At 61.9% G+C, this 25,619-nt stretch carries 26 protein-coding genes and 1 pseudogene; 19 read left to right on the plus strand and 8 right to left on the minus strand.

The annotated features are described in order from the left end of the window. The first annotated feature begins 80 nt into the window (after positions 1 to 80). From VGG89_08975 to VGG89_08985, 3 genes are all read left to right on the plus strand, one after another. Positions 81 to 515: a hypothetical protein gene (locus VGG89_08975; GenBank protein HEY1976665.1), complete on the plus strand. Its 435-nt coding sequence runs from the start codon at positions 81 to 83 to the stop codon at positions 513 to 515. After that, the gene (locus VGG89_08980; protein ID HEY1976666.1) at positions 512 to 1,168 is read left to right on the plus strand and encodes a hypothetical protein; all 657 of its coding nucleotides are present in this window, start codon (positions 512 to 514) and stop codon (positions 1,166 to 1,168) included. The genes VGG89_08975 and VGG89_08980 overlap by 4 nt, the downstream gene beginning before the upstream one ends. Positions 1,169 to 1,241: 73 nt before the next feature. Continuing rightward, positions 1,242 to 1,457: a hypothetical protein gene (locus VGG89_08985; GenBank protein ID HEY1976667.1), complete on the plus strand. Its 216-nt coding sequence runs from the start codon at positions 1,242 to 1,244 to the stop codon at positions 1,455 to 1,457. On the opposite strand, the gene VGG89_08990 is transcribed toward VGG89_08985, so the two are convergent. Genes VGG89_08990 through VGG89_09000 form a run of 3 tightly spaced genes read right to left on the minus strand, consistent with a single transcriptional unit; the run spans position 1,429 to position 6,468 of the window. Further along, positions 1,429 to 4,527 (minus strand): diguanylate cyclase, encoded by a 3,099-nt coding sequence (locus tag VGG89_08990; protein ID HEY1976668.1) that lies wholly within the window; start codon positions 4,525 to 4,527, stop codon positions 1,429 to 1,431. The two genes, VGG89_08985 and VGG89_08990, sit on opposite strands and share 29 nt — an antisense overlap. A gap of 13 nt (positions 4,528 to 4,540) precedes the next feature. After that, positions 4,541 to 5,959, minus strand: coding sequence for an alkaline phosphatase family protein (locus tag VGG89_08995; GenBank protein ID HEY1976669.1), 1,419 nt, complete (start codon positions 5,957 to 5,959; stop codon positions 4,541 to 4,543). 5 nt (positions 5,960 to 5,964) lie between these two features. Next, positions 5,965 to 6,468 carry a methylated-DNA--[protein]-cysteine S-methyltransferase gene (locus VGG89_09000; GenBank protein HEY1976670.1) on the minus strand — a complete coding sequence of 168 codons (504 nt, stop codon included), beginning with the start codon at positions 6,466 to 6,468 and terminating at the stop codon, positions 5,965 to 5,967. Between the two features lie 44 nt (positions 6,469 to 6,512). Here VGG89_09000 and VGG89_09005 point away from each other — a divergent pair, with 44 nt between their 5' ends. The 5 genes from VGG89_09005 to VGG89_09025 all read left to right on the plus strand — a co-directional run bounded on the left by VGG89_09005 (position 6,513) and on the right by VGG89_09025 (position 13,139). Continuing rightward, on the plus strand, positions 6,513 to 7,145 hold the full coding sequence (locus tag VGG89_09005; protein HEY1976671.1) for an SGNH/GDSL hydrolase family protein: 633 nt from the start codon (positions 6,513 to 6,515) through the stop codon (positions 7,143 to 7,145). Positions 7,146 to 7,177: 32 nt separating this feature from the next. Next, on the plus strand, positions 7,178 to 7,870 hold the full coding sequence (locus VGG89_09010; protein ID HEY1976672.1) for an SGNH/GDSL hydrolase family protein: 693 nt from the start codon (positions 7,178 to 7,180) through the stop codon (positions 7,868 to 7,870). 520 nt (positions 7,871 to 8,390) lie between these two features. Next, entirely contained in the window at positions 8,391 to 9,254 is an 864-nt protein-coding gene (locus VGG89_09015) for an ankyrin repeat domain-containing protein (protein ID HEY1976673.1), read from the plus strand. A 48-nt stretch (positions 9,255 to 9,302) separates the two neighbouring features. Then, the gene (locus VGG89_09020) at positions 9,303 to 11,423 is read left to right on the plus strand and encodes a M3 family metallopeptidase (GenBank protein ID HEY1976674.1); all 2,121 of its coding nucleotides are present in this window, start codon (positions 9,303 to 9,305) and stop codon (positions 11,421 to 11,423) included. A 12-nt stretch (positions 11,424 to 11,435) separates the two neighbouring features. After that, positions 11,436 to 13,139: a GAF domain-containing protein gene (locus tag VGG89_09025; GenBank protein HEY1976675.1), complete on the plus strand. Its 1,704-nt coding sequence runs from the start codon at positions 11,436 to 11,438 to the stop codon at positions 13,137 to 13,139. Positions 13,140 to 13,144: 5 nt separating this feature from the next. Here the strand turns inward: VGG89_09025 and VGG89_09030 are convergent, their stop codons facing one another. The 3 genes from VGG89_09030 to VGG89_09040 all read right to left on the minus strand — a co-directional run bounded on the left by VGG89_09030 (position 13,145) and on the right by VGG89_09040 (position 15,238). Then, positions 13,145 to 13,705, minus strand: a complete 561-nt coding sequence (locus tag VGG89_09030; GenBank protein ID HEY1976676.1) for a hypothetical protein — start codon at positions 13,703 to 13,705, stop codon at positions 13,145 to 13,147. A 76-nt stretch (positions 13,706 to 13,781) separates the two neighbouring features. After that, complete coding sequence (locus VGG89_09035) at positions 13,782 to 14,531, minus strand: DJ-1/PfpI family protein (GenBank protein HEY1976677.1); 750 nt, start codon at positions 14,529 to 14,531, stop codon at positions 13,782 to 13,784. An 8-nt stretch (positions 14,532 to 14,539) separates the two neighbouring features. Then, positions 14,540 to 15,238 (minus strand): hypothetical protein, encoded by a 699-nt coding sequence (locus VGG89_09040; GenBank protein HEY1976678.1) that lies wholly within the window; start codon positions 15,236 to 15,238, stop codon positions 14,540 to 14,542. A 254-nt stretch (positions 15,239 to 15,492) separates the two neighbouring features. On the opposite strand from VGG89_09040, the gene VGG89_09045 reads away from it, so the two are divergent. The 4 genes from VGG89_09045 (at position 15,493) to VGG89_09060 (ending at position 18,560) form a co-directional block, all read left to right on the plus strand. Next, positions 15,493 to 16,479: a histidine kinase gene (locus tag VGG89_09045; GenBank protein HEY1976679.1), complete on the plus strand. Its 987-nt coding sequence runs from the start codon at positions 15,493 to 15,495 to the stop codon at positions 16,477 to 16,479. After that, entirely contained in the window at positions 16,476 to 17,201 is a 726-nt protein-coding gene (locus VGG89_09050) for a LytTR family DNA-binding domain-containing protein (GenBank protein HEY1976680.1), read from the plus strand. Before VGG89_09045 ends, VGG89_09050 begins: the two co-directional genes overlap by 4 nt. Before the next feature lie 418 nt (positions 17,202 to 17,619). Next, complete coding sequence (locus VGG89_09055) at positions 17,620 to 17,820, plus strand: hypothetical protein (GenBank protein ID HEY1976681.1); 201 nt, start codon at positions 17,620 to 17,622, stop codon at positions 17,818 to 17,820. After that, the gene (locus tag VGG89_09060; GenBank protein HEY1976682.1) at positions 17,805 to 18,560 is read left to right on the plus strand and encodes a hypothetical protein; all 756 of its coding nucleotides are present in this window, start codon (positions 17,805 to 17,807) and stop codon (positions 18,558 to 18,560) included. Before VGG89_09055 ends, VGG89_09060 begins: the two co-directional genes overlap by 16 nt. On the opposite strand, the gene VGG89_09065 is transcribed toward VGG89_09060, so the two are convergent. Beyond that, positions 18,561 to 19,649, minus strand: coding sequence for a hypothetical protein (locus tag VGG89_09065; protein ID HEY1976683.1), 1,089 nt, complete (start codon positions 19,647 to 19,649; stop codon positions 18,561 to 18,563). 385 nt (positions 19,650 to 20,034) lie between these two features. Between VGG89_09065 and VGG89_09070 the strand changes: the two genes are divergently transcribed. From VGG89_09070 to VGG89_09100, 7 genes and pseudogenes are all read left to right on the plus strand, one after another. Next, entirely contained in the window at positions 20,035 to 20,334 is a 300-nt protein-coding gene (locus VGG89_09070) for a zinc-ribbon domain containing protein (protein HEY1976684.1), read from the plus strand. Between the two features lie 45 nt (positions 20,335 to 20,379). Continuing rightward, positions 20,380 to 21,285, plus strand: coding sequence for a fatty acid desaturase (locus VGG89_09075; protein HEY1976685.1), 906 nt, complete (start codon positions 20,380 to 20,382; stop codon positions 21,283 to 21,285). Between the two features lie 10 nt (positions 21,286 to 21,295). Next, positions 21,296 to 21,391, plus strand: coding sequence for a pyrroloquinoline quinone precursor peptide PqqA (gene pqqA / locus VGG89_09080; GenBank protein HEY1976686.1), 96 nt, complete (start codon positions 21,296 to 21,298; stop codon positions 21,389 to 21,391). Between the two features lie 89 nt (positions 21,392 to 21,480). Beyond that, positions 21,481 to 22,086: pseudogene (gene pqqC, locus VGG89_09085) on the plus strand (pyrroloquinoline-quinone synthase PqqC). Beyond that, on the plus strand, positions 22,064 to 22,339 hold the full coding sequence (pqqD, locus tag VGG89_09090; GenBank protein ID HEY1976687.1) for a pyrroloquinoline quinone biosynthesis peptide chaperone PqqD: 276 nt from the start codon (positions 22,064 to 22,066) through the stop codon (positions 22,337 to 22,339). The pseudogene pqqC and the gene pqqD overlap by 23 nt, the downstream one beginning before the upstream one ends. Further along, complete coding sequence (gene pqqE, locus VGG89_09095; GenBank protein HEY1976688.1) at positions 22,336 to 23,403, plus strand: pyrroloquinoline quinone biosynthesis protein PqqE; 1,068 nt, start codon at positions 22,336 to 22,338, stop codon at positions 23,401 to 23,403. Before pqqD ends, pqqE begins: the two co-directional genes overlap by 4 nt. Beyond that, the gene (locus VGG89_09100) at positions 23,400 to 24,275 is read left to right on the plus strand and encodes an MBL fold metallo-hydrolase (protein HEY1976689.1); all 876 of its coding nucleotides are present in this window, start codon (positions 23,400 to 23,402) and stop codon (positions 24,273 to 24,275) included. Before pqqE ends, VGG89_09100 begins: the two co-directional genes overlap by 4 nt. 8 nt (positions 24,276 to 24,283) lie before the next feature. Here VGG89_09100 and VGG89_09105 read toward each other — a convergent pair whose 3' ends face one another. Then, positions 24,284 to 25,591, minus strand: coding sequence for an alkaline phosphatase family protein (locus VGG89_09105; protein ID HEY1976690.1), 1,308 nt, complete (start codon positions 25,589 to 25,591; stop codon positions 24,284 to 24,286). Positions 25,592 to 25,619: the final 28 nt, after the last annotated feature.

The following is a 25,619-nucleotide window of genomic DNA, read 5'->3' on the forward strand; positions in this document are numbered from 1 at the left end:
ATCGTCGGCGCCATCGCCGGCGGGTAGGAAATGGACGTCCTCGTGCATATTCTTGAGTTCATAAAGAGGAGGGAATCGCCGTGGCTGGGACGCCTCGTTATCGCCTAGCGTTCTTCACCGTCGCCTTCGGGGCGCTCGCCGTGCTCTGCACCACTGCAGCGCCGGCCGCGCTCGACTTGGCAATTGGCGACAAGAAGACCGTTTCCAATCAATCGAACAGCGACTGTAACGCGCGCGCTGAAAGCGCGCTGACCACCGTCATCTCGCGACCGGACCAAATCAATCCAGGCGAGTGGCGCGCCATCGCGACCGTTCAACCGCCGGCCACGCCGCCGCAGGCCGCTTCGATTCACTGCTATCCCGACGGCAACGGCTACTTTGCGACCTTCGAATGTGCCGTCGAAATCCCGCCGAGTCCAGTGTCGGCCACGGACTTGTGCGCGAAGCTCGGCGCAGCGTTCGACGCCAAACAATCCGCGTTCGGAACGAGTCCGAACGCCGGGGGTAAGCAATGATACGGAACGGGCGTAGCTCCACCGCCATCCTCTTCGCCGTACTCGCGATTTGCGTCGCGATTCCGGCTCGCGCCGGCGTGGATCTTAATACCGGAATACGGTACGTCTACGAGGGCATGACCGTCGACCAGTGCGGCGCGAAGGCGAAAACCGCGCTCGAATCCTACCTCGGCAGTGCGACGGAGAAAAGTCCCGGCAGCGGCGACTGGCAGGCCTATTCGAAGCCCAACGCCTCGGGCCAGAATACGGCCGGCGCCATGGTCATCTGTACGGCGGTCGGCAAGAGCATCGTCGCCACCTTTACGTGCGCGGTGCAAAGCCCGGGCAGCGCATTTGATGCGGGCTCGCTTTGTCTCAACATCGCGCACAACTTCTCCGGCAAGACCGTAACGGCGCTTGCGACGCCAACGCCGCCGCCGACCGGATGCGCCACGACCAATCTCGTCGGCACCTGGGTCTCCGATAGCGATTCAAAAGTCGTGCTAAAGATGGATACCGACGGAAATCTGAGCGATCCCGACGGCGTTTCCGGGAACTGGTACCTCGTGGGCAACACCGTAACGCTCACGTACTACGGCAACAAAACGCTCAAGCTGTCGGCTGACGGCAAGCACATGAGCGGATCGGGAGCGAGCTATACGCGCAAGTGCTGAGCCGGCTACCCTACCGGCGTAAGAGCGCTTGCCGCGTTAATCGACGGCTCGCGCCGGGTAGTTTACGCCCGCTATGGCAAATGAAATAAAGAAGACCGTTAAAAACGTGCGCGATGCCGTCAAAGAAGGCGTGCACCGCGGAAACGCCGACGTAGAACGCGAGAATCGCGAAGAGTACGGCGATCTCATGACTCCAGGCGAGAAAGCCGGATCGGTTGGACGCGAAGCCACCGAGGACGTAAAGGCCGAGGTGGACCGAGCTAAACGGAAGGTACGCGAGTCGACGTAACGGCGATCAACCCGCACGTCTCCGCAACGGCCTCGGGCGAATGCGTCAAAACCGACGCCACCTGCCCGGGGTCGGTTTTTTCCCCGCTGGACAAACCAAACCACGCGTTTCTTCCCGCGTCCTTTGCCATATAGAGCGCCCGATCGGCCAGCGCGACGACCTGCTCCCACGAGAGCGCTACGGGTTCCGTCTCGACGAACGGAAAGGCCGCAAAGCCGATTGACACCGTCTTGAGCAGCCACTGCCCGCCGCCGATCGAAAACGGAGTTCGAGCGATTGCTTCACGTAAGCGTTCGGCGATCTCGGGCGCGTCGTTCCGCGAGGTCGCGCGCGTAACGGCCAAAAACTCCTCGCCGCCCCAGCGGACCACGTAATCGGAAGAGCGGAATACCGACTCGAGACGGTCGCGCATCTGTGCTAGGACGCGGTCCCCCGCGGCGTGACCGAGCTCGTCGTTGACTGCCTTGAAATGATCGACGTCGACGATGAAAAACACCAAGTCGGTCTTTTGCCGCAGCGCGAGTGCGACGTCTTCGTCGATGCGCTGCACGAGAAACCGGCGATTGAACAACCCGGTAAGCGTATCGGTGATCGTCATTCGCTCGAGCGCGGTATTGGCTTGGGCTAACTCAAACGTGCGCCGCTCGACGATCGCTTCGAATCGTTCGGCGCGGCTGCGCAAGATGGCGGTGCGTCCCCGCACGAACGCGACGATCGCTGCAATGAAGAGCGCCGCGGCGAAGAGCTTGAACCACCACGTCTCAAACCATGCCGGCATCGCGCGCACGTGCAGCGCGACCACGTTCGGACTCCACTCGCCCGACCGATTGGTAGCCCGCACGAGCAGCGTGTACTCACCCGGAGCGAGATTCGTGTACGTCGCGACACGGTGACTCGAATTGGCGTCGATCCAGTCGCTATTGTACCCTTTGAGGAGATAGCTGTAGTGCAGCAGCTGCGGCGCGGAATAGTCCAAGGCGGCGAACTCGACAGTGAGATCCCGCGCTCCGGGTTCGAGTCGAACGTCGGTGGTTTGGCTCCATACCGGAACCGTGCGATCCCCGGTTCGCAGTGCGGTGATCGCCACCGGCGGCGCGTAATGCCACGTTGCCGAAGCGTTGGGCGTCACGATGGTAACGGCATACATTCCGGCAAAAAATGACGTGCCGTCGTTCGCGCGAGCCACCGACCGGCTCCAGAATTCGCTTTCGGCGATGCTCACCGGCGGACCCAAGGGCAGACCCCGCATTCGCTGTGGATCGATGCGCACCATCGAGCCCGGCGCGCTCGCCCAAACGGTGCCGTTTGCGTCGACCGTTAAACCATCGACGTTTCCGGGCACGCCGTCGGACTGGTCCATGTGACGAACGGTCATGCTTCCGTCGGACCATTCCGTGAGCACGTTCAGCGGACCGCCGATGGCGCCGGCCCAAATGCGGCGGCTTTGGTCCTCTGCGAGCGAACTCATGGTTCCGGCTCCAAGCGACCCGAGGTTGCCGTCGTCGTGAACGAAGCGCGTGACCAAACCGGTCTCGGGATCGATGCGATTGAGACCGTTGGCCGTGCCCGCCCAGATCCGGCCGTCGATATCTTCGTAGAGCACCGTCACGAAATCGTTCGAAATGGAACGCGGTCCGGAGCCGCGCCGGAAACGCGTCACCTTCCCGCTTCGCTGGTCCCATTCCGTGACGCCCGAGCTGGAGCCCGCCCACAGGCGATCTCCGTCTTGCAGCAGCGAAAAGCTTCGGCGCACCTGCTGATATTCACCGGACGGACATTCGATTGCCGCTTGCGCGGCCTGAAGCCGGCAAACGCCCGCGATCGTACCGATCAGCAGCGTACCGTTACTCTGAGCTAACGCCGATATGCTCGGGCGATCGGGAACGCTCAACGCGCCGCCGGCGCCGCTGCGCGGATCGAAGCGCACGACGTCGTGCGACCCACCAGCCCAAAGTGCGCCGTCGCGCCCGGCTGCGACCGCGCGCACTCCCAAGTTACCGACGCCAAGAATATCGCTCGACGACAGCTCGTAGATACCGCGATTGAGCGGATTGTGCGCGAGCAATCCGCCGGGGCCGTTAGCAATCCAAATCAAACCCGATCGGTCACGCACAAACTGCCACACGTCGCCCGGCATGTACCCGCTCGGGTTCGCGCGATCGACCGTAACGCGATGAACGCGGCTCGCCGCCGCATCGATAATCGATATCGCTCCGCCGGTACCCGCCCAGATCTTTCCGGGTGTCGCTTCGATCAACGTCCATTGCTCGCCCGGAGCCAGCGACGCATCGCCGTTCGACGCGTACGTCGTTACCGAGCGCCGGTCGGCTGCGATCGCGTAGACCGCGTTCACGGCCCCCGCCCACATGCGACCGCGCACGTCCTCGTACAAGCTAAAGAAGGTTCCCGGATTGTTACGCTCGCCCGCATTGGTGACGAATCGCCGAAACGTGCGCGCTCCCGCGGGGCGATAAAACAGTCCGCGCACCGTCGCGACCCAAATCGCGCCGTTTCGATCGGTACGAATCGCCTCTACGCGCCGATCGCCCTCGCCACCCGACCCGAGCGGCTCGCACGCGAAAACACCGCTCTGCGGATCGAACGAGTCGAGCCCGGCATCGCCGCCGATCCAGAGCCGGCTCCCAACGCGCGCGAGCGCGATAACGGCCGAGCTCCTGGGACCGCGTACGCCCTTTCCGTCGGGCGCCCAGTTCGTGAACGTTCCCGACGTTTCGTCGAGGCTGGTCAGCCCGTTGGAGGCGGTTCCGATCCACAGCCGCGGGCCGTCGGCCAGCAACGCCTCCACGCCCGCAGGAGCGGCCGCGTAGCCGGCTCCCGGCGTAAATGGGACAAACGCATACCCGTCGTAGCGTGCCAATCCGCCCGGCGTACCGACCCACAGAAACCCCGCTTCATCTTGTGCGACCGCGTACACGGCGGGTTGCGGCAGCCCTTGCGCCTCAATTCGGGTGAAGACCGGGTCGGCAATAGTCGCCCACGGCGACTCCGCCCGGACCGCGCCGCAGCCCAGGAAAACAAAAAGGACGAACGCCGTGAATACGCGCCCCATGACCCGTCGTTTTCTACGGCGGCCCAGTATAGCCCGGCTTGTACGGTCCTTCGAAACCGTTGGGCATGACCGGCAACGGACGTGGCGGCCGCGTGAAGTCGAAGTCCGCGCGAAGGTCGCCTAGCTGGGGCGCGTTTTCGGGAACGGTCGGACGCGCATCGGGACGGCCGTCGGTTTTCGGATCGATCCGTTCGCCGTCGAGGAAATCGTCTTCGATGAATTTCACGTAGGCGTCGTGGCTGAGCGTTTGGTGATCGACGAAACCCTTACGCGCATAGGCACTGATGACCAATGCCGGCACGCGCAATCCATAGCCGAACGTATTGACGTCGGGCGGCACGACGTGGTCGTAGAAACCGCCCCAGTCGTCCCAGCTCAAAAAGATCGCGGTGGAATCCCAATACTTGCTGCGCGCGATGGCGTTCACGATGCCCGCGACGTAGGCTTGACCGGCGCTCAGCAATCCCGGAGGATGTTCGCTGTAGCGATTTGACGGCGCCAGCCAAACCACCGACGGCAGATTCCCATTAGCGAGATCTCTAAAAAACAACGACGTGTCCTTGATGTTGCCGAGCTCGCCGTCTTCTTTCACGTCGACGAACGCCGGAAGCGGATTCCAAATGCTCGGCGTTCGTGCCGTTTGCGGTTTGAGCTTGCAGCTCGCCTGATCGCCGTCGCAGTCGGGCTCGAATCCGTCCATCACGTAGTACGCCCACGAAACGCGATGCGCGTGCAGCAAGTACGTGAGATCGGTCCACGGCGACGACGGGCGACCGGGCACCCAATATCGCCGCGGCATGATGTCGTGCGGCTTTTCGTCGTTATCGGTGAACCGGCGATCGGACACGCAGCTCATTGGGTCCGTTGCGCTCTTACACTTGGCGGCCCATTCCGACACCATGTAGACGTGCAGCGGCAAACTCCACGATCGTACCGGCGCGAACATGCGATCCTGCAGCACGAAGTCGCGCGCGTAGGCCCAATACGTCGGTAACTCGGCTTCGGTATGATAGCCCATCACCGTCTCTTCGTGTCCCTTGACCGCGCACGTCGGTATGTCGGTAGGGCAGCCGCCTGGGCCCTGGAGATTTTCCATCACTTGAATGAAGCCGTCCATTTTACCGCCGTCGATGACCACGTCGGCGGCGTGCGCGCTGTGCGGACCGCCGGTATTTTCGTCACCGGTCTCGTGATACGGACGAACGCACGGCCTCCCCGGCAGACTAGGCATGCACGCCACCGGAACGCCGCCGTTCATGGCGATGCCGTCGGCGCCCGGATACGTTCCGAAGTAACTGTCGAACGAGCGATTCTCTTGCATGATGATGACGACGTGCTGAATTTTATGAATATCGCCGGCACTCTCGCGCGGCGGTGCGGCCCCTGCGAGGAGCGGCAACGCCAACAGGGCTGCAGCTAGGCGGCTAAGCACGCGCATCAAAAGAGCCGCGGCTGCACGACGATGGCTTCTTCGAGCTCGAGCAGCGCGCGCTTGAGCGGCAAACCGCCGCCGAAGCCTACCAACTCGCCGTTGCTGCCGATGACGCGATGGCATGGAATCACGATCGGTATGGGATTCGCGCCGTTGGCTCGTCCTACTGCCCGTGCGCCGTTAACGAGGCCGAGTTCGTCGGCGATGGCGCCGTACGATAGGGTCCGTCCGTACGGAATATCGCACAGCCGTTTCCAGATCTGCAGCTCGAACGGCGTTCCGTGCGGCTCGAAGCGGAGATCGAACGTCCGGCGCTTGCGCGAAAAATACTCGTCGAGTTGTTTTCGCGCACGGTCGAGACCGGTTGCGGCCGCTCGCGTGGGGTTCGGGGTCGACTCTTTGCGCCTTGCACGGCCCGGCAGCCACGTTTCGACGAGAATGCCGTCGGCGTCGACCGTTACGTGCATCGGCCCAAACGCGGTTTCCAGCTCGCCCCGGTACAGTTCCACGCAGCTTTGACCGCGCGGGGCGAGCGCCGGGTTGCGTCACCGCAGTGAAACCAATCCCCGCGGCGAAACGCCGCCCGATGGTTCCGCTGCTCGTCGCCCTGGGCGATTCCATTACCTACGGGTGGGCGCTGCCGCATCCGTCGACGCAAAACTATGCCGCGCTCTATGCCCGCCGTACGGGCGATCGGCTCGTCAACCTCGCGGTGCCCGGATATACCTGCGCGCAGGTGCGCGTGCGGCTCTCGAAAATGCCCGCCGGTGCGGCGACGGTGATTCTCAACTGCGGCACCAACGATATCGGCGGATTCGGCGCAACCAAGGGCCATCTGCCGACCGGCCATCATCGCATCCCGCCCGCGACAACGAGCGAACTGTTCTCGGCGGAGAAAGATTATAAAGACATCGTCTCGACGATTCGGAGAAAAGAACCGCGCGCCCGAATCATCGTGCTGACCATTCGGCACTGGCAGCGCATGACCGGACCTGAAGACCCGCGCTTTGCCAAGGACGTCACTACTTGGAACGCCATGATTCGCAAGAGCGGCGTAAACGTCGTCGATATTGCTGCCGACCCGCGAATGTACCAAGGGGCCTACTTCAAACCCGACCTCATCCATCCGAACGTGGCCGGAAACGCCGCGATCGCAAACGACGTCCTCTTCGCTCAGCCAAAATGAAACTTCGCGTCATCCTTAGAGCGTTACCCGGTGTGTTAGCCGTCCTGTTGGCCGGCTGTGCGCGCGCTCACGTCGCGACGTCTCCAGTCGTTCGTCTGGCTCCCGCCTGCGCGCGGCAAGCCATTCATCTCACGATCGTCGGCGATAGCCTCGCACGCGGCTGGGGCGCGAGCGCTCCGAAAGATACGTTCGCCGCGCTCATCTATTCGGACGTCCGGCGACGGCATCCCAATGCGACGATGCGCAACCTCGGAAAGCCGGGTGCAACGACGGACGAGATCGCGGCCACCGAAGTTTCGCACCTTCACGCTGACGGGTGTTCTCTGGTCGTCGTCATCGCCGGTGCAAACGACGTGCAAAAGCTCTACACCCCGCATCATTTTTGGACGAGCTATACGAAGCTTCTTGCGAACGTGCGATCCCGCTTGCCCGATGCCGGAATCGTCGTTATCGGCCTTCCCGATGTTTCGTTGAGCCCACGAATTCCATGGGCTCTCAAGCCGCTCGAGTCGTGGTTATCGCGAAGTGGGAGCGCATCGATCGCCGCGTCGGCACGAACGTACGGCGCCGCTTTCGTACCGCTCTACTCGCTTTCCCACAAAGAATCATCCCGGGCGAAATCCTTGCTGAGCGGCGACGGCCTGCATCCGAACGATGCAGGCTACCGCATCATGGCCAGTGCGGCTTTACCGTCGGTCATGATGGTGGCGCAGTCGACCCGGTAACCTTCAACGAGTTCGGTCTGCGCGGCGGCAGACCGCGTTCGATTCGAATACCTCGAGAAAGATGCGATGCGCGTTGGCCTCATGAAAAGCTCGCCCTCGCTCCCATCCCTCTTTCTCGGGCCTTCGAGAGGCGTCCAATATGGTATACTGCCGGGGTGCGCGCTGGGGCGCATCCCGTCCGCGGAAAGGACCGAGTCCACCCTCGTTCTTACGTTGATTGAGAACGCACCTTGAAGCCTGATAATGCGGACGCCGGGCATTCGAAAGGACGTTCTCCGTGCCAGTGCGACAATTGCCGGCTCAGCCGAGCATAGAGCAACTCAAGACCCAGGCGAAAGATCTGTTGCGTGCGCAGCGCGCCGGTTCGCCTCAAGCCCTGCAACGCTTCAGAGAGTTTCATCCAAAGTTCCGTCGAGCAAACGATACGGAGATTGCGCAGGCTTGGCTGAAGCTCAGCGACGCGCAATATGCCGTTGCGCGAGAATATGGATTCGCCTCCTGGCCCCGGTTGAAGGTCCGCGTGAGCGATCCGGCGCCTGTCGATCTTAGCCTTCCGCAGCATCTTCGGATTAAGGACGCCCCGTTTCGTCGCGCAGTCGATCTTCTCGACACGGGCGATGTTGAAGGCTTGCGCGCATACTTGCGCGCGAATCCGGAAATCGTTCGGCGCCGCATCTCGTTCGAGGGCGGCAACTACTTCCAAAATCCGACGCTCCTCGAATTCGTCGCAGAGAATCCGACCCGCCACGGGCACCTTCCGAAAAACATCGCCGAGGTCGCACGCGTCATTTTGGAAGCCGGCGGCAAAGAAGACCGCGAAAGCGTCGATTCGGCGCTGGATCTCGTTGCTTCCAGCAACGTCGCGCGGGAAAGCGGCGTGAAATCGGCGCTCCTCGACGTCTTGTGCGATTATGGGGCCAACCCCGGTAACGCACACTATGTAGCGGCCCTCTTCGGCGAGTTCGACGCCGTTCGCAAGTTGGTGCAGCGCGGAACGAAGATCGATCTTCTCGTCGCTACCGAGCTCGGATTGATCGATGAGGCGGCGCGACAACTCCCCATCGCCGACACCGAAACGCGCCACAAGGCGCTCGCAATGGCGGCGCAGCACGGTTACGTCGACATCGCTCGCCTGCTACTGGACGCCGGTGAAGACCCGAACCGGTTCGCGCCCGTCGGCGGTCACTCGCATTCGACCCCGCTGCATCAGGCAGCTTTAGCCGGTCATGAACCTACGGTCCGCCTGCTGGTCGAACACGGCGCCGTGACGAGCGTTCGCGACATTTTGCACGACGCCACCCCGCTCGAATGGGCGCGATACGCCAAGCAATCGAAAGTCGCCGAGTATCTCGAGACGGTGACGCCCGATGAACACGCTGATTGACGCACCTGCTAGAACGGTTCGCGAGCGCCGACCGGCGAATGTGTCCTTATGCGTCTTCTTCTTGCAACTTTCGCCGCTCTAACGCTTGCCGTCTTGGCGACCGTCCCCGCCCCGAGTGCGCCCGAAAATCCCTTGATGCAGCCGAGCACGTTACCCTTCGGCGCGCTGCCGTTCGATCGCATCGGCGACGGCGACTATCAACCGGCGATCGAAGCCGGGATGCAGCAGCAGCTAAAAGAGATCGACGTCATCGCAAATAACGCCGCCCCGCCGACATTCGATAACACGCTGGTTGCGATGGAGAAGTCGGGGCGCCTGCTGCATCGGGCGATGGGTGCCTTCAGCGTTGAGGTCGCCACGAACAGCGATCCGGCGCTGCTGCACGTGCGGCAAACCATCGCGCCGGAGTTGGCGGCTCAGAGCGACGCGATCTATCTCAATCCGAAGCTTTTCGCGCGCGTGAAGGCAGTTTACGACAGTTTGGATCGGCTCAAGCTCGATCCGGAGTCGCGCCATCTCGTCGTAACCTACTACCGGCGCTTCACGCACGCGGGCGCGGGCCTCTCTTCAGCAAAACAGGCGCAATTGAAGCAGCTCGACCAGCAGCTGGCCACGCTGCAAGCCGGCTTCGAGCGCAAGCTGCTGGCGGCCACGGCCGCAAGCGCGCTGGTCGTCAAAAACAAGGACCAGCTCGTGGGCCTTGGCGACAGTGCGATCGCCGCCGCGGAGCAGGCGGCCAAAGCAAAAGGGGATCCCGGCGGTTACCTGATCGCGCTGCAAAACACGACGCAGCAGCCCGCGCTCACGCTGCTGCAGGATCGCGCCACGCGAAAACAGCTCTTTGATAACTCGTGGACGCGCACCGAGCGCAACGACGACAACGATACCCGTTCGACGATCGTGCAAATGGCAAAACTGCGCATGCAGAAAGCACAGCTGCTCGGCTATCCGGATTTCGCGGCGTATCAGCTAACGCAAGAAATGGCACAGACGCCGGCCGCCGTGGAGACGTTTCTGCGCGGTCTCATCGGACCCACGCGCGTGAAGGCCGGGCAAGAAGCCGCAGAGATTCAAGCGCAAATCGACCGCAGCGGCGAGCACTTTGCGCTGCAGCCCTACGACTGGGACTACTACGCGGAGCAGGTTCGCAAGGCGAAGTATAACGTCGACGATAACGAGATCCGGCCGTATTTCGAGCTCAACAACGTGCTGCAGAACGGCCTCTTCTATGCGGCGAATCAGCTCTACGGCATCACGTTCAAAGAACGCCACGACATTCCGGTCTGGCAGCCCGACGTGCGGGTTTTCGAAGTCTACGACAAGAACGGCGCTCCGCTCGCCCTGATGTACTTCGATTTCTTCAAGCGGGATAACAAACAGGGCGGGGCGTGGATGAGTTCCTTCACGGATTACTCCACGCTGCTAGGGACCAAACCCGTCGCCTACAACGTCGAGAACATTCCAAAAGGGCCGCCGGGAGAGCCCACGCTGCTGACGATCGATAGCGTGAAGGGCATGTTTCACGAGTTCGGTCACGCGCTCAATGCGTTCTTCGCGGTCGAAAAATACCCGTCGCTTTCGGGCACCGCTCGACCGCGCGACTTCGTGGAGTTTCCCTCGCAGTTCAACGAACATTGGGCTCTCTATCCATCAGTGCTCAAGCACTACGCGTTCAACTACAAAACGCACGAGCCGATGCCGCAAGAACTCATCGCCAAGATGGAGGAAGCTACAAAGTTCAACGAGGGCTATTCGATGGGCGAGAGCTTGGCAGCCGACGAGCTCGACATGGCCTGGCATTCGTTGCGGTCGGGCGCTCCGGCGGCGCCGGACGTCGATGCGTTTGAAACGCACGCACTCCAACTCTCCGGGACGGACTTCCCTAACGTTCCCCCGCGTTATCGTTCGACGTACTTCGCGCACATTTGGGCGAGCGGGTACGCTGCCGGCTACTACGCCTATATGTGGAGCGAGATGCTCGATGACGACGCCTATCAGTGGTTCGTCGACCACGGCGGTCTCACGCGCGCAAACGGCCAACGTTTTCGCGATATGATTCTCTCACGCGGCGACTCCGAGGACTACGGCCCGATGTTCCGCGCCTTTTACGGCAAGGATCCCGACGTCGGGCCGTTGTTGCAGTTTCGAGGGCTCGCGACGGGCAACTAGAATCAGCATCCAATGAATGCGTCGCGGTCCCGAGTGATCGTTCGAACCATCTTCGTTGTCGCGTTTACCCTCTTGGGGACGGTGATCGAGGGCTCCGATCTCACGCTTCCCTGGCATCCGTACGGGTCGTTCGGGTTTCTCATGAATGGGCGGTCGGATGTAGTCGTGGTCTCTTCGGGCGCGGCGCGAGGCCTCCGCGTCGGCGATACCGTCGACGTCCTTCGCATGACGCCGGCAGATCGCTATGCCCTCGGGCGCGACGGCCTGCGCGTGGTAGAACCCGGGCGCGTGCTAGAAGTGCCGCTCACGTCCGGACGCGTCGTTACGCTCACGGCGCAAACACGCTTGCGCACTACCGCCGACAACGTCAGCAACGTTATCGAAGTGCTCGCAATGCTTTCTTACCTGATCCTCGCGGCAGTACTCGTCTTAATTCGCCCAATGCCGGCCACCTGGGCGTTCTACGCTTTCTCGTACACGTTCTGCACCTTCGCGGCGACCCCCAACACGTGGCCGTTCGCGATCGCCGTCCCCGCCTTTGCGCTTTTTACACTAGCAGGCGCGCTCTCACCGGGTGCGTTTGTTTCGTTCGCGCTGCGCTTTCCCGATGCAAACCCGCGCGGCGCGGGGGCGCTCCTCGAACGGGCGGCGCTCGTCATCGTCACACCCTTCCTCGCCGGGGTCGGCCTCTTCGACATCTTTAGCTACATATTTGCGGGCTTTGCCTCGCCGCCATGGCTCAGCACTACTGCGAACGTTCTGCGCGTTTCGGGGTACGCGGCCGGCGTTGCGGCGTTGATCGTACGGTATTTCTCCGCGCCCGCCGACGAGCGTAATCGGCTGCGCTGGGTCGCGTGCGCGTTTGCCGTCGCATTCTTGCCGTTCCTCGCACTGAGGTTCGCCTGGACTCAAGAACTCCTGACCCCCGATCCAATTACGATCAATCTTTGTCAAGCGTGCGCCGTTTTCGCTCCGATCGCACTCGCCTATACCGTTCTCAAGCATCGGCTGTTCGATATTCGGCTCGTGGTGAGCCGGGCGCTCATGTACACTGCCATGACGTCGTTCATCGTGGGCGTCTTGGCGCTCGTCGATTGGGCGTTTAGCAAGTGGCTCGAGCAATCGCGCTTTGCGACGATCGTGGAACTGGCGTTAACGCTGTTCCTTGGCGCCATGATGACGACGTTGCACCGTCGCATCGAACAACTGCTCAATCGCGTCGTTTTTCGCTCCCAAGTACTGGCGGCGGCGGCTATACGGCGCTTCGCTCAAGAGACGGACCTCATCGCCGACCCGCAGCGCCTGCTGTCGCAAACGCACGATGCACTCCGGCCTCGGTTGGAAGCGGATTACGTTGCGCTCTATACCGAGGATGGAGCGTCCTACGCGCTGAGCACGCCGCGAGACCCTGCCCTGCCGACAATCCTACCGGCAGACGATTTCGCGGTGTTGCGCGTTCGCCGGTGGAGCGAGCCGTTTGAATGTGACGAGCCGTCGCATCCCCTTCGTGGCGCGCTTTTCGTGCCGATGGTCGCACGAACGCGACTTGTCGGCTTCATTGTTTGCGGCCCGAAACGCGATCGCACGCACTATCTCCCCGAAGAAGTCGAAACCCTTACGATGCTGTCCCATCGAGTCGCCTCTTCGTACCTCTGGCTGACGGTCGTCTCGACGGCACCGCTGCTCTCATCGCCGCCGTTCGAGTCGCCGGCGTAGCTGCACTACCGCGATACGGCGTCCCGCGCCTCGGCCTGCCAGGCCTCGAGGGCGAGATCCAACCCAATACGCGTGCGAAACGCGGCGTCGAAACGGCGTGGATTAAACGGCAGTTTGTTGACGCCGGTGAAAACCAAGTATTCGAAATCGGCCCACCGCGGATTACTGGGATGGCGTTGTCGCCACGCATAGGCAAGGGGCCCGAGCTTCTTCCACACGTGCGGTGCAGTCATGGTGATTGGTGCGAACAAATCAGGATCGGCGATGCCACGGTTTATCAGCCGCGCTACCGCCTGATAAAACCCGCCGTACATCACCAAGCGGTGATCTAAGCCTTCGCTTAGCGCCTTTTCCAGTTGCGCCGGATCGTTAAAGTCGCAGCTTTCGAGATACTCGCGCGCCGACACCAGCTCCGGCGAGTTTAGGCGCCCCATCAGATCGACGTAGGTTTCGATCTGATACGTCAGGCGCAGGTGCTTGAGTTGCATGATCGCCGCTACGGAACCGATCAGTACAACAAACGTACCGGCCAGCGCGGAAAGCGCGCCGATTTCATCCCATCCCATGGCATACGGTATTTATCGAGAGCGCTCCAGGTGCCTGTCCCAGGCCGGACACGCCACCGGTTCTCCGTTAAAAGCATTAAGACAACGCGTTCGCTTGGGAGATGAAATCGGCGAGGATCTCGCGCACTTCTGCAACGACGGCGCTCGGTGCGGTAAGCGGCGATCCGGCGTCAAACGGGGGCTGCGGATTGTACTCAAACATGAGCTGCACCGTTTGCGCGTAGAATCGATCGCGCATTTCGGCGATCATCGCCAGCCCGAAGTCGAGTCCCGCCGTGACTCCTCCGCCCGTAATGCGGTTCCGATCGCTGACGACGCGCTTGCGCACGCTCCTGGCGCCGAAGTGTTCCAGTACGTCCAACACAGACCAATGCGTCGTGGCGCGATAACCCCTGAGTAGCCCGGCGGCGCCCAGGAGCATCGAGCCCGTGCACACCGACGTTACGTACGAAGCCCGTGCGCCGCGATCGGCGATGAAGGCGACCGTTTCCTCATCCCTCATCGCGTCGAGCGTTCCGATTCCACCCGGAACGAACAGCACGGTGAGATCCTTCGGGCACTCGGAAAGCGTCAGCGTCGGAAAGAATCGTAAACCCGAATCGCTGACGACCGGATCTCGCGTTTTCGCAACAACGTGTACCTTGGCTCCTCGCAAGAACGTAAACGCCGCGTGCGGAGCGACGAAGTCGAGCGCCTGCATATTGTCGTATACGAGCATCGCGATCGTATCGGGCCGGCTCCGCAGTAAAGGTGTTTTTGCGAGAGCCTCCCGCGTGAGCCAAGGGGCGGAGAGTGCGAGCAGCGCGGCAGCGCGGCGGTTCAACATCGTTGCCGTTACCTGGGACCGGGCGAACCGTCGGACCAGTGGGGAACCGGAATAGTGATCGTCACCGGCTCGTACGCGCGAAACCAGTTCGGATCCGGGGGCTGGAGAATCGGCGAGTCCCTGAAAGTCGCGCCCCACGTTGCCACCTGATCTTTTGCAACGAACGGCATGACGTGCGGACGCCACGGTCCGTGGGCGTGGAGTAAGTAGCCCTCCTTCGATAGCATCAGCGCTAGCGAGCCCGGGGCCGGATCGGTGAATTCGTGATTGGCATAGGCGGCTTTCGCCTTCGCTGCCATCTGCTCGAGGGTATTACCCGCGAGCGCCCATTGCGTACGCGCGTTGTATTGCGGGAGCACGCTTCTCACGGCCGGTGGATTGAGGCAACCCGGTCCGCGACCGTGCCAGTTCCAGAACTCATCGTCGTTGAAACCCGCGGTCCACGAGCGCCCGACTAAGCAGACCCATCCGTTCGTGCCTTTCGAAGCGACAACGTAGCCGTGCCTCGTCATGACGAGTATTTCGGCACGATCGGAGATCGACGACGGCCCTGCCGTGCGAGCCAGGGCGATTTCGGCCGCGCTAGGCATGAGGTACTTCTCGACCGGCGCCATCGTCGGATACGGGTTTGCCTGGGGCGCCTGAGCGTACGCAGCGGCGCAAGAGGCGAGGAGCGGAATAAGCGCGAGACACGCGACGTTTTTCACGGAAGGCCTCCCAAACTTAAAACAGTTTTCAAAGCGGTTCTCCATAGCCGGCGCAAAGGGCGCATATATAGTGAAGTGTCGCATTCCCAACCTCACGAAGCGACACCGCTCCCTGCACGGTTCGGGCGCCTCACGGCATCGTACGATGAATTTTGTCGGCCAAGCAGTAGAGTACACTTCAAATGACGGGTACAGGCGTCCGCTCCCAATCACGCTCCTGGCTGTGGATTCCGTTAGCGTGGCTAGCGCTTGCGGTGATCGACGCGAGTCAAACGGTCGTCGCCATGCACTCGATGGGCATGCATCACCATTGGGCGCTGCTGTTCTTCGTTTGGGTGGCAGGATGGCTGCCGTGGATTCCAGCGACGGCATTGATCTTGGCGATCGATCGCCGCTACCCGTTCCGCAATGCCCAGTGGGCTGCTCCGTTGGCGCTACACGTGAGCGCCGGGATTTTCATCGCGTTGACGCTCATGGCATGGCAACTGCTCCTCAACGTTGCCTTCAATCCAACGGAGCAGGTTCCACCGTCGGCCTTTCTTTCTCAGTGGACCAGCCTGCTGTGCCTGAGCCTTCTTTCGGCACCCGCCCTCTATACAATGGTGCTCGTGGCAAAGAATGCACTCCGCGCCCGCGAGCTGAGTCAACGCCTTGCCGCCGCGCAGTTAGGCGCGCTGCGTCATCAGATCGAGCCGCATTTTCTGTTTAACGCACTCAACGGGATCGCCGGACTCATTCGCGACGACCGCGAGGACGAAGCCATCGCAATGATTGTTGCCCTTAGCGACTTTCTGCGACGGACGCTCAAAGGTTCTCAACTGCAAGAGGTGCCGTTGCGTGAAGAGGTCGAGTTTACGCGGCAGTATCTGGCCGTACAAAAGATGCGCTTTGCCGACCGATTGGGCGTCGATATCGACGTTCCAAGCGATCTCGAAAGTGCGCCGGTTCCCTATCTCATCTTACAGCCGCTCGTAGAGAACGCCGTGGTGCACGGGATCGCAAAGCGCACCCAGGCCGGCCTGGTTCGCATCGTCGCAGCGCGGCAAAGCGGCACGTTGATCTTACGCGTCGCCAACGACGGCCCGGCTTTATCCGTGGACTCAAATGGCGGCGGCGGAATTGGCATCTCTAACGTGCGCGACCGATTGCTGCACCTCTACGGCGAGCGATCGACCCTCGATTTGCGCGATAACGGCTCCGGCGTCGAAGCGTCGATCTCCATTCCGTTGCGCGTTCGGTGAGAACCCGCGCGATCGTCGTCGACGACGAGCCGCTCGCACGCCGCAACGTGACGGCACTCCTGAGCGGCCATCGCGACATTGCGGTCGTCGGCGAATGCGCAAGCGGCGCAGAGGCGCTCGCCGAGATTCGGCGACTGAACCCGGACCTCGTTTTCCTCGACGTGGAAATGCCCGAATGCGGGGGGTTTGACGTGCTGGAAATGTTAGGCGTCGCCACTCCTCCCGCGATCGTCTTCGTTACCGCGTACGACACCTACGCGCTGCGTGCGTTCGAGGCCGGTGCGCTCGACTATCTCCTCAAGCCCTTCGACACCGATCGGTTCGCACGCGCGATCGCGCGCGCACTGGAGCGCATCGCTCAAAGTCGAGAGCGACCTCGCACCGAGGACAAGATTGCGATCAAGAGTATCGGCGGCGTCGAATTCGTGCGCGTCGCCGATATCGATTGGATCGAAGCCGCCGACTATTACTCGCGGCTGCACGCCGGCGGACGTTCGCATCTCCTTCGCCGCAGCATGGCCGAACTCGAAGCCGATCTAAAGGACTCGTCGTTCTGCCGCATCCATCGCTCAACGATCGTGAACGTCGAGCGGATACGCAGCTTAAAACTCGACGAGGACGGCGAACACGGCGTTTTGCTCGCCGACGGCACAACCTTGCGCGTCAGCCGGCGGTACCGGCGCACGCTTCAGACGCTTCTCAGCAAAATAGGAGAGTCCTAAGGGAACCGTCGCGAACATCGACTGCGTGATCCCAGCCTCCGCTCACCCCCGGACGATCGCAGTCGACCTCGACGACACGCTTAACAATTTCTACGAAACGTTGCAGAACGGTGAGTTCCCGCACGACCCAGCCGGTTCGCTGTCAGAAGAAACGTTCGAGCGTTACCTCCGGCTCATCCGTAACGGGGAACTGGAACCAGGCAACCTCATGAGCACCGCCTTCAACTATTGCCGCACCAAGATTCACCTGCGGTGTTGGCAAGAGGCCCGCGCGCGCCCCGATGGCGTTGAATTCATGCAATGGCTCAGACGCAATGGATGGCGTATTGTCATCTGTACGCGTCGTGACGTTCGGCTAGCGCTCGATTGCACGAAGGCCTGGCTACGAGAGAACGGGATTCCCTTCGACTATCTTTTTATGACGCGAAGCAAAGTGGCGTTTTGCTGGGCATGGGGGATTCGGCACTTGGTCGATGACTCGGAGTTCAATATCGTTTATGGAAGCAAGTATAACGTTAACGTCTACTACCCCATCTTGCCGCATCAGCAATCGTTACCGCCGAACAACGCGCGCGGTTTCCAGTCCTTCGACGAAGTGCGGCGATGGATCCAAGAGTAAGGCTGCTCGAGGACTTTTCCAAAGGCTTCGTCAGAGATAAAGCCAAGATCGAGGCCGAGCTATTCGGTTTCGAGTTCTTGGAGTCGTTGCTATCGGGCGGCGCGGCACTGGAATACGGAGCGCTGACCGACATACGGATGCTCCATCGATACAAGTTAGTCGACATCTCCGAACACAAAATGAACCAGTTGATTCAGCTGCACGTTATGAAGCAACTCAACGTGTGCAGGTATTTCGGCGCGGAGAAGAACGACGTCTTCTGCTTCAACCTGGACAACAACCACAAAACCGACAACACCGTAATTATCCCGGAACTGAGCACGGCCTTGGACACGCTGAGAACGTGCCTCCTCGGCTTAGGGTGCGAACCTCTAGTCGTTGCAAGCGGGCGCGGGTATCACGTGTCCTTGCGGCTCGACGTACCTATGGAGAACGCGCTGCTCTACCGCTTCATGGTCGCAATTGCGGCCCGTGCTCTCCTTCCGCTTTTGACCCGTGGCGACGATCACCGTACCGTCAAGATCAACTTTTATCCCGACATTAATATCGTCGACGTGGTTTCGCTGCGGCTATTTGGCACCGTGCACGCAAAGAATAAGACCTTCAGTCACGTACTTACGCCAAACGGTCTTCTAAACGAAGACGATTCATGGAAATATTTCGAGCATTTCGTACGAAACGGAACCACTAGTGCGGCAACGATCGTATCGGCGCTCGACGAGCTGCAGACGGCTACGTAATTACTGATAGAAAACCGCGGCGTGCGGAATCACGGCACCGGTCCAGCCGTCGGGCCACGTGCAATGTTGCAGGTCGATGAGACGCGGGTCGAGCGTAAGCGAGCCGGTTTCTAAGTCGATCGACGCAAAATGAATCTGCTTGAGGAGCGATCCAAATCCGGTAATAACGATATTGCCGGTTCCCGGCTCGCGCGATAGCCAATGCGGGTATGCATCGGGGCCGAGGTAGAGGTGTGAAACCTCCGTCGGATGCGCGGGATCCTTGACGTCGAGCGCAGCGATTGCGTGACCGCTGAACAACGGTTGGACCCAATAGTGACCGGCGACGACCGGCACTCCCGAGCAGCCGCGTTCGCCGAAGTCGTAGACGAAGTGAAGTTGAGCGCGTTCAGCCGTTAAGTCCGTCAGCGTGAAAAGACCGCAGTGACCGGTCTTGATCATGACTGTCTTCCCATCTTCGAGCACTGCAGCGTCGTCTGGCTCCTGTGCCGCTGCGTCGTAGTGCGGCGGTTTCGGCAGTTTGAGCGTTTCCAGCAGTTTGAGGTCCGACAAGCGCCAAATCTGGATAACTTGCGTCGGTGCTTTAATATCGAGCGGCGGCATTGGCGCACTCGTGGTCACGACGCGGTCGATGTTCTCGAGAACGAGCAAACCGTAGGGACGAATGTTTGGATCGAGCCCCGGCACCGAAGCGTCGGATGCGCGAACGCTGCGACCGTGCCGGTCGAGTTCTACGAGCGCTCCCGGTTCGTCGCCATCCCAGCCTTTGATCTGATACGTCGCAAGGGTATGACCGTTTGAAAGCGCCGCGAAGCTGTGCGCGTGCGTATAGCCGCTTGCGCCGGCGAAGGAGTCCGTGAGGCGCGGATTGCGCGGATCGCTCACATCGAAGATCGCTCCGGCTCCAGCCATGAAGTCGCTCGCGAAGAGCAGGTGGTCGGGCGGCATCCCTTCGTTCGTGTGATGCGCCATCATCGCATGCGTTTGCGTCGGAGAAACCGCCACGAGTTTTCCAAAATCCCGGCCAACGTTATAAACTGCGAGGAAATCGTGCCCTTCGCCGTGGGCCGGCTCGTCGTTGGCCTCCATCGCCCAAACGACCAAGTACCGTTCGCCGGGCGCTTGCCGCGAGCGTGAGGACGGCAAATACCAAGGCGGCGAAACGCACCGAAACCTCCGCTCGAAAGGGCGACGGGTAGGACTCGGGTCGATCATAGCATGGAACGGTTGGGCATTAGCGTTGCCGTGACGGCCCCGCGGGTGGCTCCGGTCCAGGCGGAGACCTGGCCAGGGAGTACTGGAACGCGCCTCAAGGTCGGGTAGGCCAAGTCCTCCTTTTCCGTCGATTTTGGCACCATTGGCTTTTTGGGCTTGTTAATTGTAGAATATAGCCCGGCTTCGAAGTCCGCATGGTTTACGTTCCAGTACTAGGCGAGTCGAATCCGAACACTTATCTCGAGTGGGAGACTCGTACATGTATCAAGACGAAACGTTGACCTGCGTAGATTGCAGTCGTTCATTCACCTTTACCTCCGGCGAGCAGGAGTTCTTCGCGCAGAAGGGCTTCACGAATAAGCCGAATCGCTGCACCGATTGTCGCGCCGCCCGCAAGGCCGGCCGTTCAGGCGGCGGCGGCGGTGGCGGCGGAAACCGCGAGATGTTCAAGGCCACTTGCAGCCAATGCGGGGGAGTCGCGGAAGTTCCGTTCCAGCCGCGCGGCGACAAGCCGGTGTATTGCCGCGACTGCTTCAGCGCACGCCCGTCGTATCGCTAAAAGACCGCAAGAAGAGCCTGCCGGCAACTGCAGGCTCTTTTTGTTTTGGGTAACACTTACGCTGCAATGACTCGCGACACGCACAGCCGTCTTAACGGCATCGCGCTCACTCTCGTTCATCTCTGCGCCTTGGCCGCTTTTTGGCCGGCGCTTTTCCAATGGTCGGCGCTCGCGGTTGCCGCCATCATCGCCTACGCCACCGGCGCTCTGGGCATCACGCTCTGCTACCACCGGACCTTGACGCACCGCAGCCTGCGCCTGCGCAAGCCGCTCGAGTATCTACTAGCACTTTGCGGCACGTTAGCGATGCAGGGCGATCCGATCGAGTGGGTGGCCGTTCATCGCAAGCATCACGCCCACGCCGATCGCGAAGGCGATCCGCACAGCATTCACTTGGGTTTCAAGTGGGCGCACATGGACTGGCTCTACCGCCGCAACGTCGCTCTTCCGACCGAGGAAGAAATCGCCCGTTACGCCCCCGACCTGTGCGCCGATCCGTTCTATCGCGCGCTGCGGTGGCTGAGCTTGCCGCTGCAAGTCGCGCTCGGTCTTCTCTTGCTGGCAATTGGCGGATGGTCGTGGGTCGTGTGGGGGATTTTCGCGCGGTTGACCTTCTCCTACCACTCGACCTGGTTCGTCAACAGCGCCGCGCATATGTTGGGATATCGAACGTATCAAACGACGGACCAATCGACGAACTGCTGGTGGGTCGCCCTCATTTCGTTCGGCGAAGGATGGCACAACAACCATCACGCGTTCCCGTTCTCGGCGCGCCACGGGCTGCGCTGGTTCGAAATCGACATGACCTGGTGGCACGTCAAGTTGCTCAAGTTCTTACGTCTCGCGGACCGGATTCGCGTCCCGAGCAAAGCCATGCGAGACCGCCTAAACTCACTAGCGAACGCGCGTTCGGTCCCCATGCCAGCGGACTCGGGCGGGACGGCAGCGTAATACTTCCACTATGAAACAACGTTGGGAACGTCCGAATTTCGAAGAGCATCCGCTCGGAGCCGAAGTCACGGCCTACTTGACGGCGCCGCGCACGCCCAAAGACTAGGAACCCGCCCGCTGAGGGCCAACGGCGACGACCGTTTCGTCGCGCGGCTTGAGGCCGTCGGCGCGCAACGGTACCACGACAAGCATCCCTTTCACGAGCGCCTCGTTGCCGGGGCGCTTTCGCGCGAACAGGTGCAGGCTTGGGTCGCCAACCGGTATTACTATCAAAAGCAAATCCCCGTAAAAGACGCCGCAATCTTGGCGAACTTGCCGTCGGCGGAGTATCGTCGCGTCTGGATCTCGCGCATTTACGATCACGACGGAACGCACGACGGCGAAGGCGGAACGATTTCCTGGCTCGCGCTCGCCCGGGCCGTCGGATTGGACGAAGATCGCGTGCGATCGGAATCCGACGTTGCGCCCGGTACACGCTTTGCCGTCGATGCGTACGTCAACTTCGCGCGGACGCGCCCGTGGCTCGAGGCGGTCGCATCATCGCTCACCGAGCTCTTCGGACCGCCGGTGATGCAGCGCCGCGTCGCCGCCATCGTCGAGCGCTATCCGTGGATCGATCGGTCCGGTTTGACGTACTTCGAGAACCGCATTCCGCTGGCGCAACGCGACGCGCAGTCGGCGCTGGAATGGGTGCTGCGGCACGCGACGACGCAAGAGCTGCAAGACCGCTGCGTCGACGCGCTGCGCTTTAAATGTGACGTCTTGTGGTGTATCCTCGATGCCACTGAACGCAGCGGATAAGCCGCGGCTCGGCAAGGGCGTGCGCGTGCGCCGCGAGACCGACGGTAGTTCGATGCTGCTCGTCCCCGAAGGCGCGCTCGCGCTCAACGCGACGGCGGCCGCGACGCTCGAGCTGGTCGACGGGACTCGCAGCGTCGCCGAGATCGCAGCGCAACTCGTCGAACGTTTTGACGTCGACGAACACCAAGCGAGCGAGGACGTCTCCCGGCTCTTGGAGCGTCTAGCCGAGCGGCGGTTCGTCGAAACGTCGTGAACGCACCGCGCCCGCTCTCGCTCCTGTGTGAGTTGACGTATCGCTGCAACCTGCAGTGTCCGTACTGTTACAATCCGCTCGATCTCCGTCGTTACGACGATGAGCTGACCGCGTCGCAATGGGAGCGCGTGCTCGCCGAGGCGGCGGCGATGGGCGTCGTGCAAGCGCATTTCTCCGGCGGCGAGCCGACCCTGTACCGGGGCTTAGAGCGCCTGGTGGCGGCCGCGCACGATGCGGGATTGTACGGCAACCTCATCACGCAAGGCACGTTTCTCGACGATGCGCTCCTCGACCGGCTGCTCGCAGCAGGCCTCGATCACGTGCAGATCAGCGTTCAAGCCGACGAGGCCGTACTCGCCGACGAGATTGCCGGCGCGCACGTCCACGAGAAAAAACTCGACGCGCTCGCGCGCGTCGCTAAACGCGACGTCGCGCTCACGCTCAACTGCGTGCTGCACCGGCGCAACCACGACGCGATCGAAGCGATCGTCGCGCTCGCCGAGCGTTTTGGCGTCAGCCGTCTGGAGCTGGCGAACGTACAGTTCTATGGGTGGGCCTATCGCAATCGCGCCGCGCTGATGCCCACGCGCGAACAAGTGCGTCGCGGCGAAGCGGTCGTCGATGCCGCACGCGAGCGGCTGCGCGGCGTCATGGACATCGTCTACGTACTGCCCGACTATTTTGGCGATTTTCCCAAACCGTGCATGAACGGGTGGGGCAGCACCTTTCTGACCGTTGCCCCGAATGGTGACGTGCTGCCATGTCCCGCCGCATCGGCCATCGACGGCATGACGTTCGAAAACGTGCGCGCGCGTTCGCTGGCCGAGATCTGGAACTCGTCCGAAGCGTTCGCGCGCTTTCGCGGCACCGATTGGATGCCGGAGCCTTGCCACTCGTGCGAGCGGCGGGAAACCGATTGGGGCGGCTGCCGCTGCCAAGCGTTTCTGCTTGCCGGCGACGCCGGGGCTACCGACCCGGCCTGCTCGCTCAGCCCGCATCACGACGTCGTCGTGCGCCTGCGCGACGGTGACGACGAAGCCGCCGCCGTTGCGCGTCTCCGGTGATTTTTCGTATTCTCGGATCCGCCGCCGGCGGCGGCGTTCCGCAATGGAATTGTGCCTGCGCGAACTGCATCGCCGCGCGTAGCGGCGTCGCGCCCCGGCGCACGCAGTCCGGTGCGGCGGTCAGCGCCGATGGCGATCGGTGGCTCCTCCTCAACTGTTCGCCGGACATAGCAGCGCAGATCGAAACGTTCGCGCCGCTGCAGCCGCGCTCGCTGCGCGATACGCCGATCGACGGTATCGCACTCACCGATGCAAACGTGGACCATTTGGGGGGCTTGGCGGCGCTGCGTCAATCGGGCAAGCATCGATTCGCGATCTGCTCGAGCCCGGTCGTTCGCGATATCGCCGTCGCCCAGACGGCATTTGCGCCGTTCGAGCGCGAGCCGCATCGCTGGGACGCGCTGGCGGATGGGGAGTGGGGCGAGCGTTTTGGGTTACGTCTGCGCGGTTTTTCCGTACCGGGAACAACACCTGGATACGCCGGCAGGCGCGAAGATCCAGGCGCGGTGTTCGCCTATGAAATCGGCGCCCCAGGGAACGGTGCGCCGATCCTTTTCGCACCCGTGTTTAGCGCAATTGATGGCCCTCTCTTCGAAGCGATCTCACGCGCAACGGTGGCGATTCTCGACGGAAGCTTCTTCAGTCATGACGAGCTCCTTGCCGGCGGGTTCATGGAGAAAACGGCGCGCCAGCTCGGCCATTCACCCGTCGGCGGGTCCGGCGGAACGCTCGACCGGCTGCGGGGCGTGCGAACGCGCATCGTTTTCACGCACGTCAACAACTCCAACCCGATGCTCGACCCGAGCTCCGCAGCCGCTGTCGACGTACGCCGCGCCGGCGCCGAGATCGCGTACGACGGGATGACGTTCTAGCGTCTCTTTTAGTAGTCGTCGTCCGGCGGAACGTCCTCGCGTGCGGGGTCGGTAAAGAACGCCGCGCGTCTGAACGTCGGTATCGGTTGGAACGGCTGGAACGATTGCGAGAAATCGAAGCAATCGCGCAAGTCGTCGGCGCGCTCGTCGGTCGTGTGCAGCGACGGCAGGTCGAACGCTTCTTCGGTAAACTTCAGGATGCTGCCGAACTCGTGCTGCATGTGCGAGACGTAATGCGGCTTCGCCCACGGTGAAATGACGATCATCGGAACGCGCGGCCCGAGCCCCATGCGATCGAGCCGCGGCGGGACCACGTGATCGTACCAGCCGCCCCAGTCGTCCCAAGTAACGATAATCGCGGTCGAACTCCAAAACGGGCCGCGTCCGAGCGCGTTGACGACCGATGCGACCCACTCGGGACCGAAGGCGCCTTTCACGCCGACGTCTTTCTTGGTGGTGCGATTGGGAAACGGATGGTCGGAGTTTTGCATCGTGGGGACGACCCACGTGATCGACGGAATGTCGCCGATGACGGCGTCGTTAATCACGCGCGTCTCGGGCGAAACGACGTTTTGCCAACGCGGCGAAAACCGAATGTGCTTGATCGCGTCGAACGCCGACCAAATATTTCCGAGCTGGTTGAGACCCGGCGCGTAGTACCGCCAGGGTACGCCGTTGGCCATGGCGACGTCGGCGAGCGTTTCGAAATCGAGGCACGGATAAATGCCCGGCTCGACTTCGTTACCGTCGACGCCAATGAGCGAAACGCGCGCGTCGGGCGGTGAGTCGCAACCCCACGCGAACCGCGTCGTGCCGAGCTGATTCGGATTGCTCGCGATGTACCCAGCCTGGCCCGCGATCAGATACAGATGTGCCGGAAAGCTCGGCCCGGTGTTCGATTGAAACATCCGGTCGGCGAAGGTATAACGCTTGGCCATGATCCAATACGGCTCGACCTCACGTTCGGGCACGTAGGCGTACGCAAACTCGTCGGGCTGCTTCGGCGTCGTCATCGCTTCGGCAAAACCGTCCATGCGGCCGTTGTCGTACTCGGTCATCCACGCGCGGTGCTGATGGTCGACGTCTGCGGGATAGCCCAGGTCGACCGGCTCCAAGTTGACCGGCCCGATTCGCCGCTCGCCGATGCGCACCGTGTCGGCGCCCGGAAAGCCGTTAAAGAGGTTGTCGACGCTGCGGTTTTCCTGGACGACGATGACGACGTGCTTGATGTGCGACCGAAGCGCCGCGAGGTACGCGGCATCGACCGCCTGCCTGGCGCTCTGGGGGGTCTGAGCGAGCGCTGGGACGCCCGGCATTATGCAAGCAAGCGCTAGTGCTGACGCT

The sequence above is a fragment of the Candidatus Baltobacteraceae bacterium genome (assembly GCA_036488875.1).
GTDB lineage: Bacteria > Vulcanimicrobiota > Vulcanimicrobiia > Vulcanimicrobiales > Vulcanimicrobiaceae > JAFAHZ01.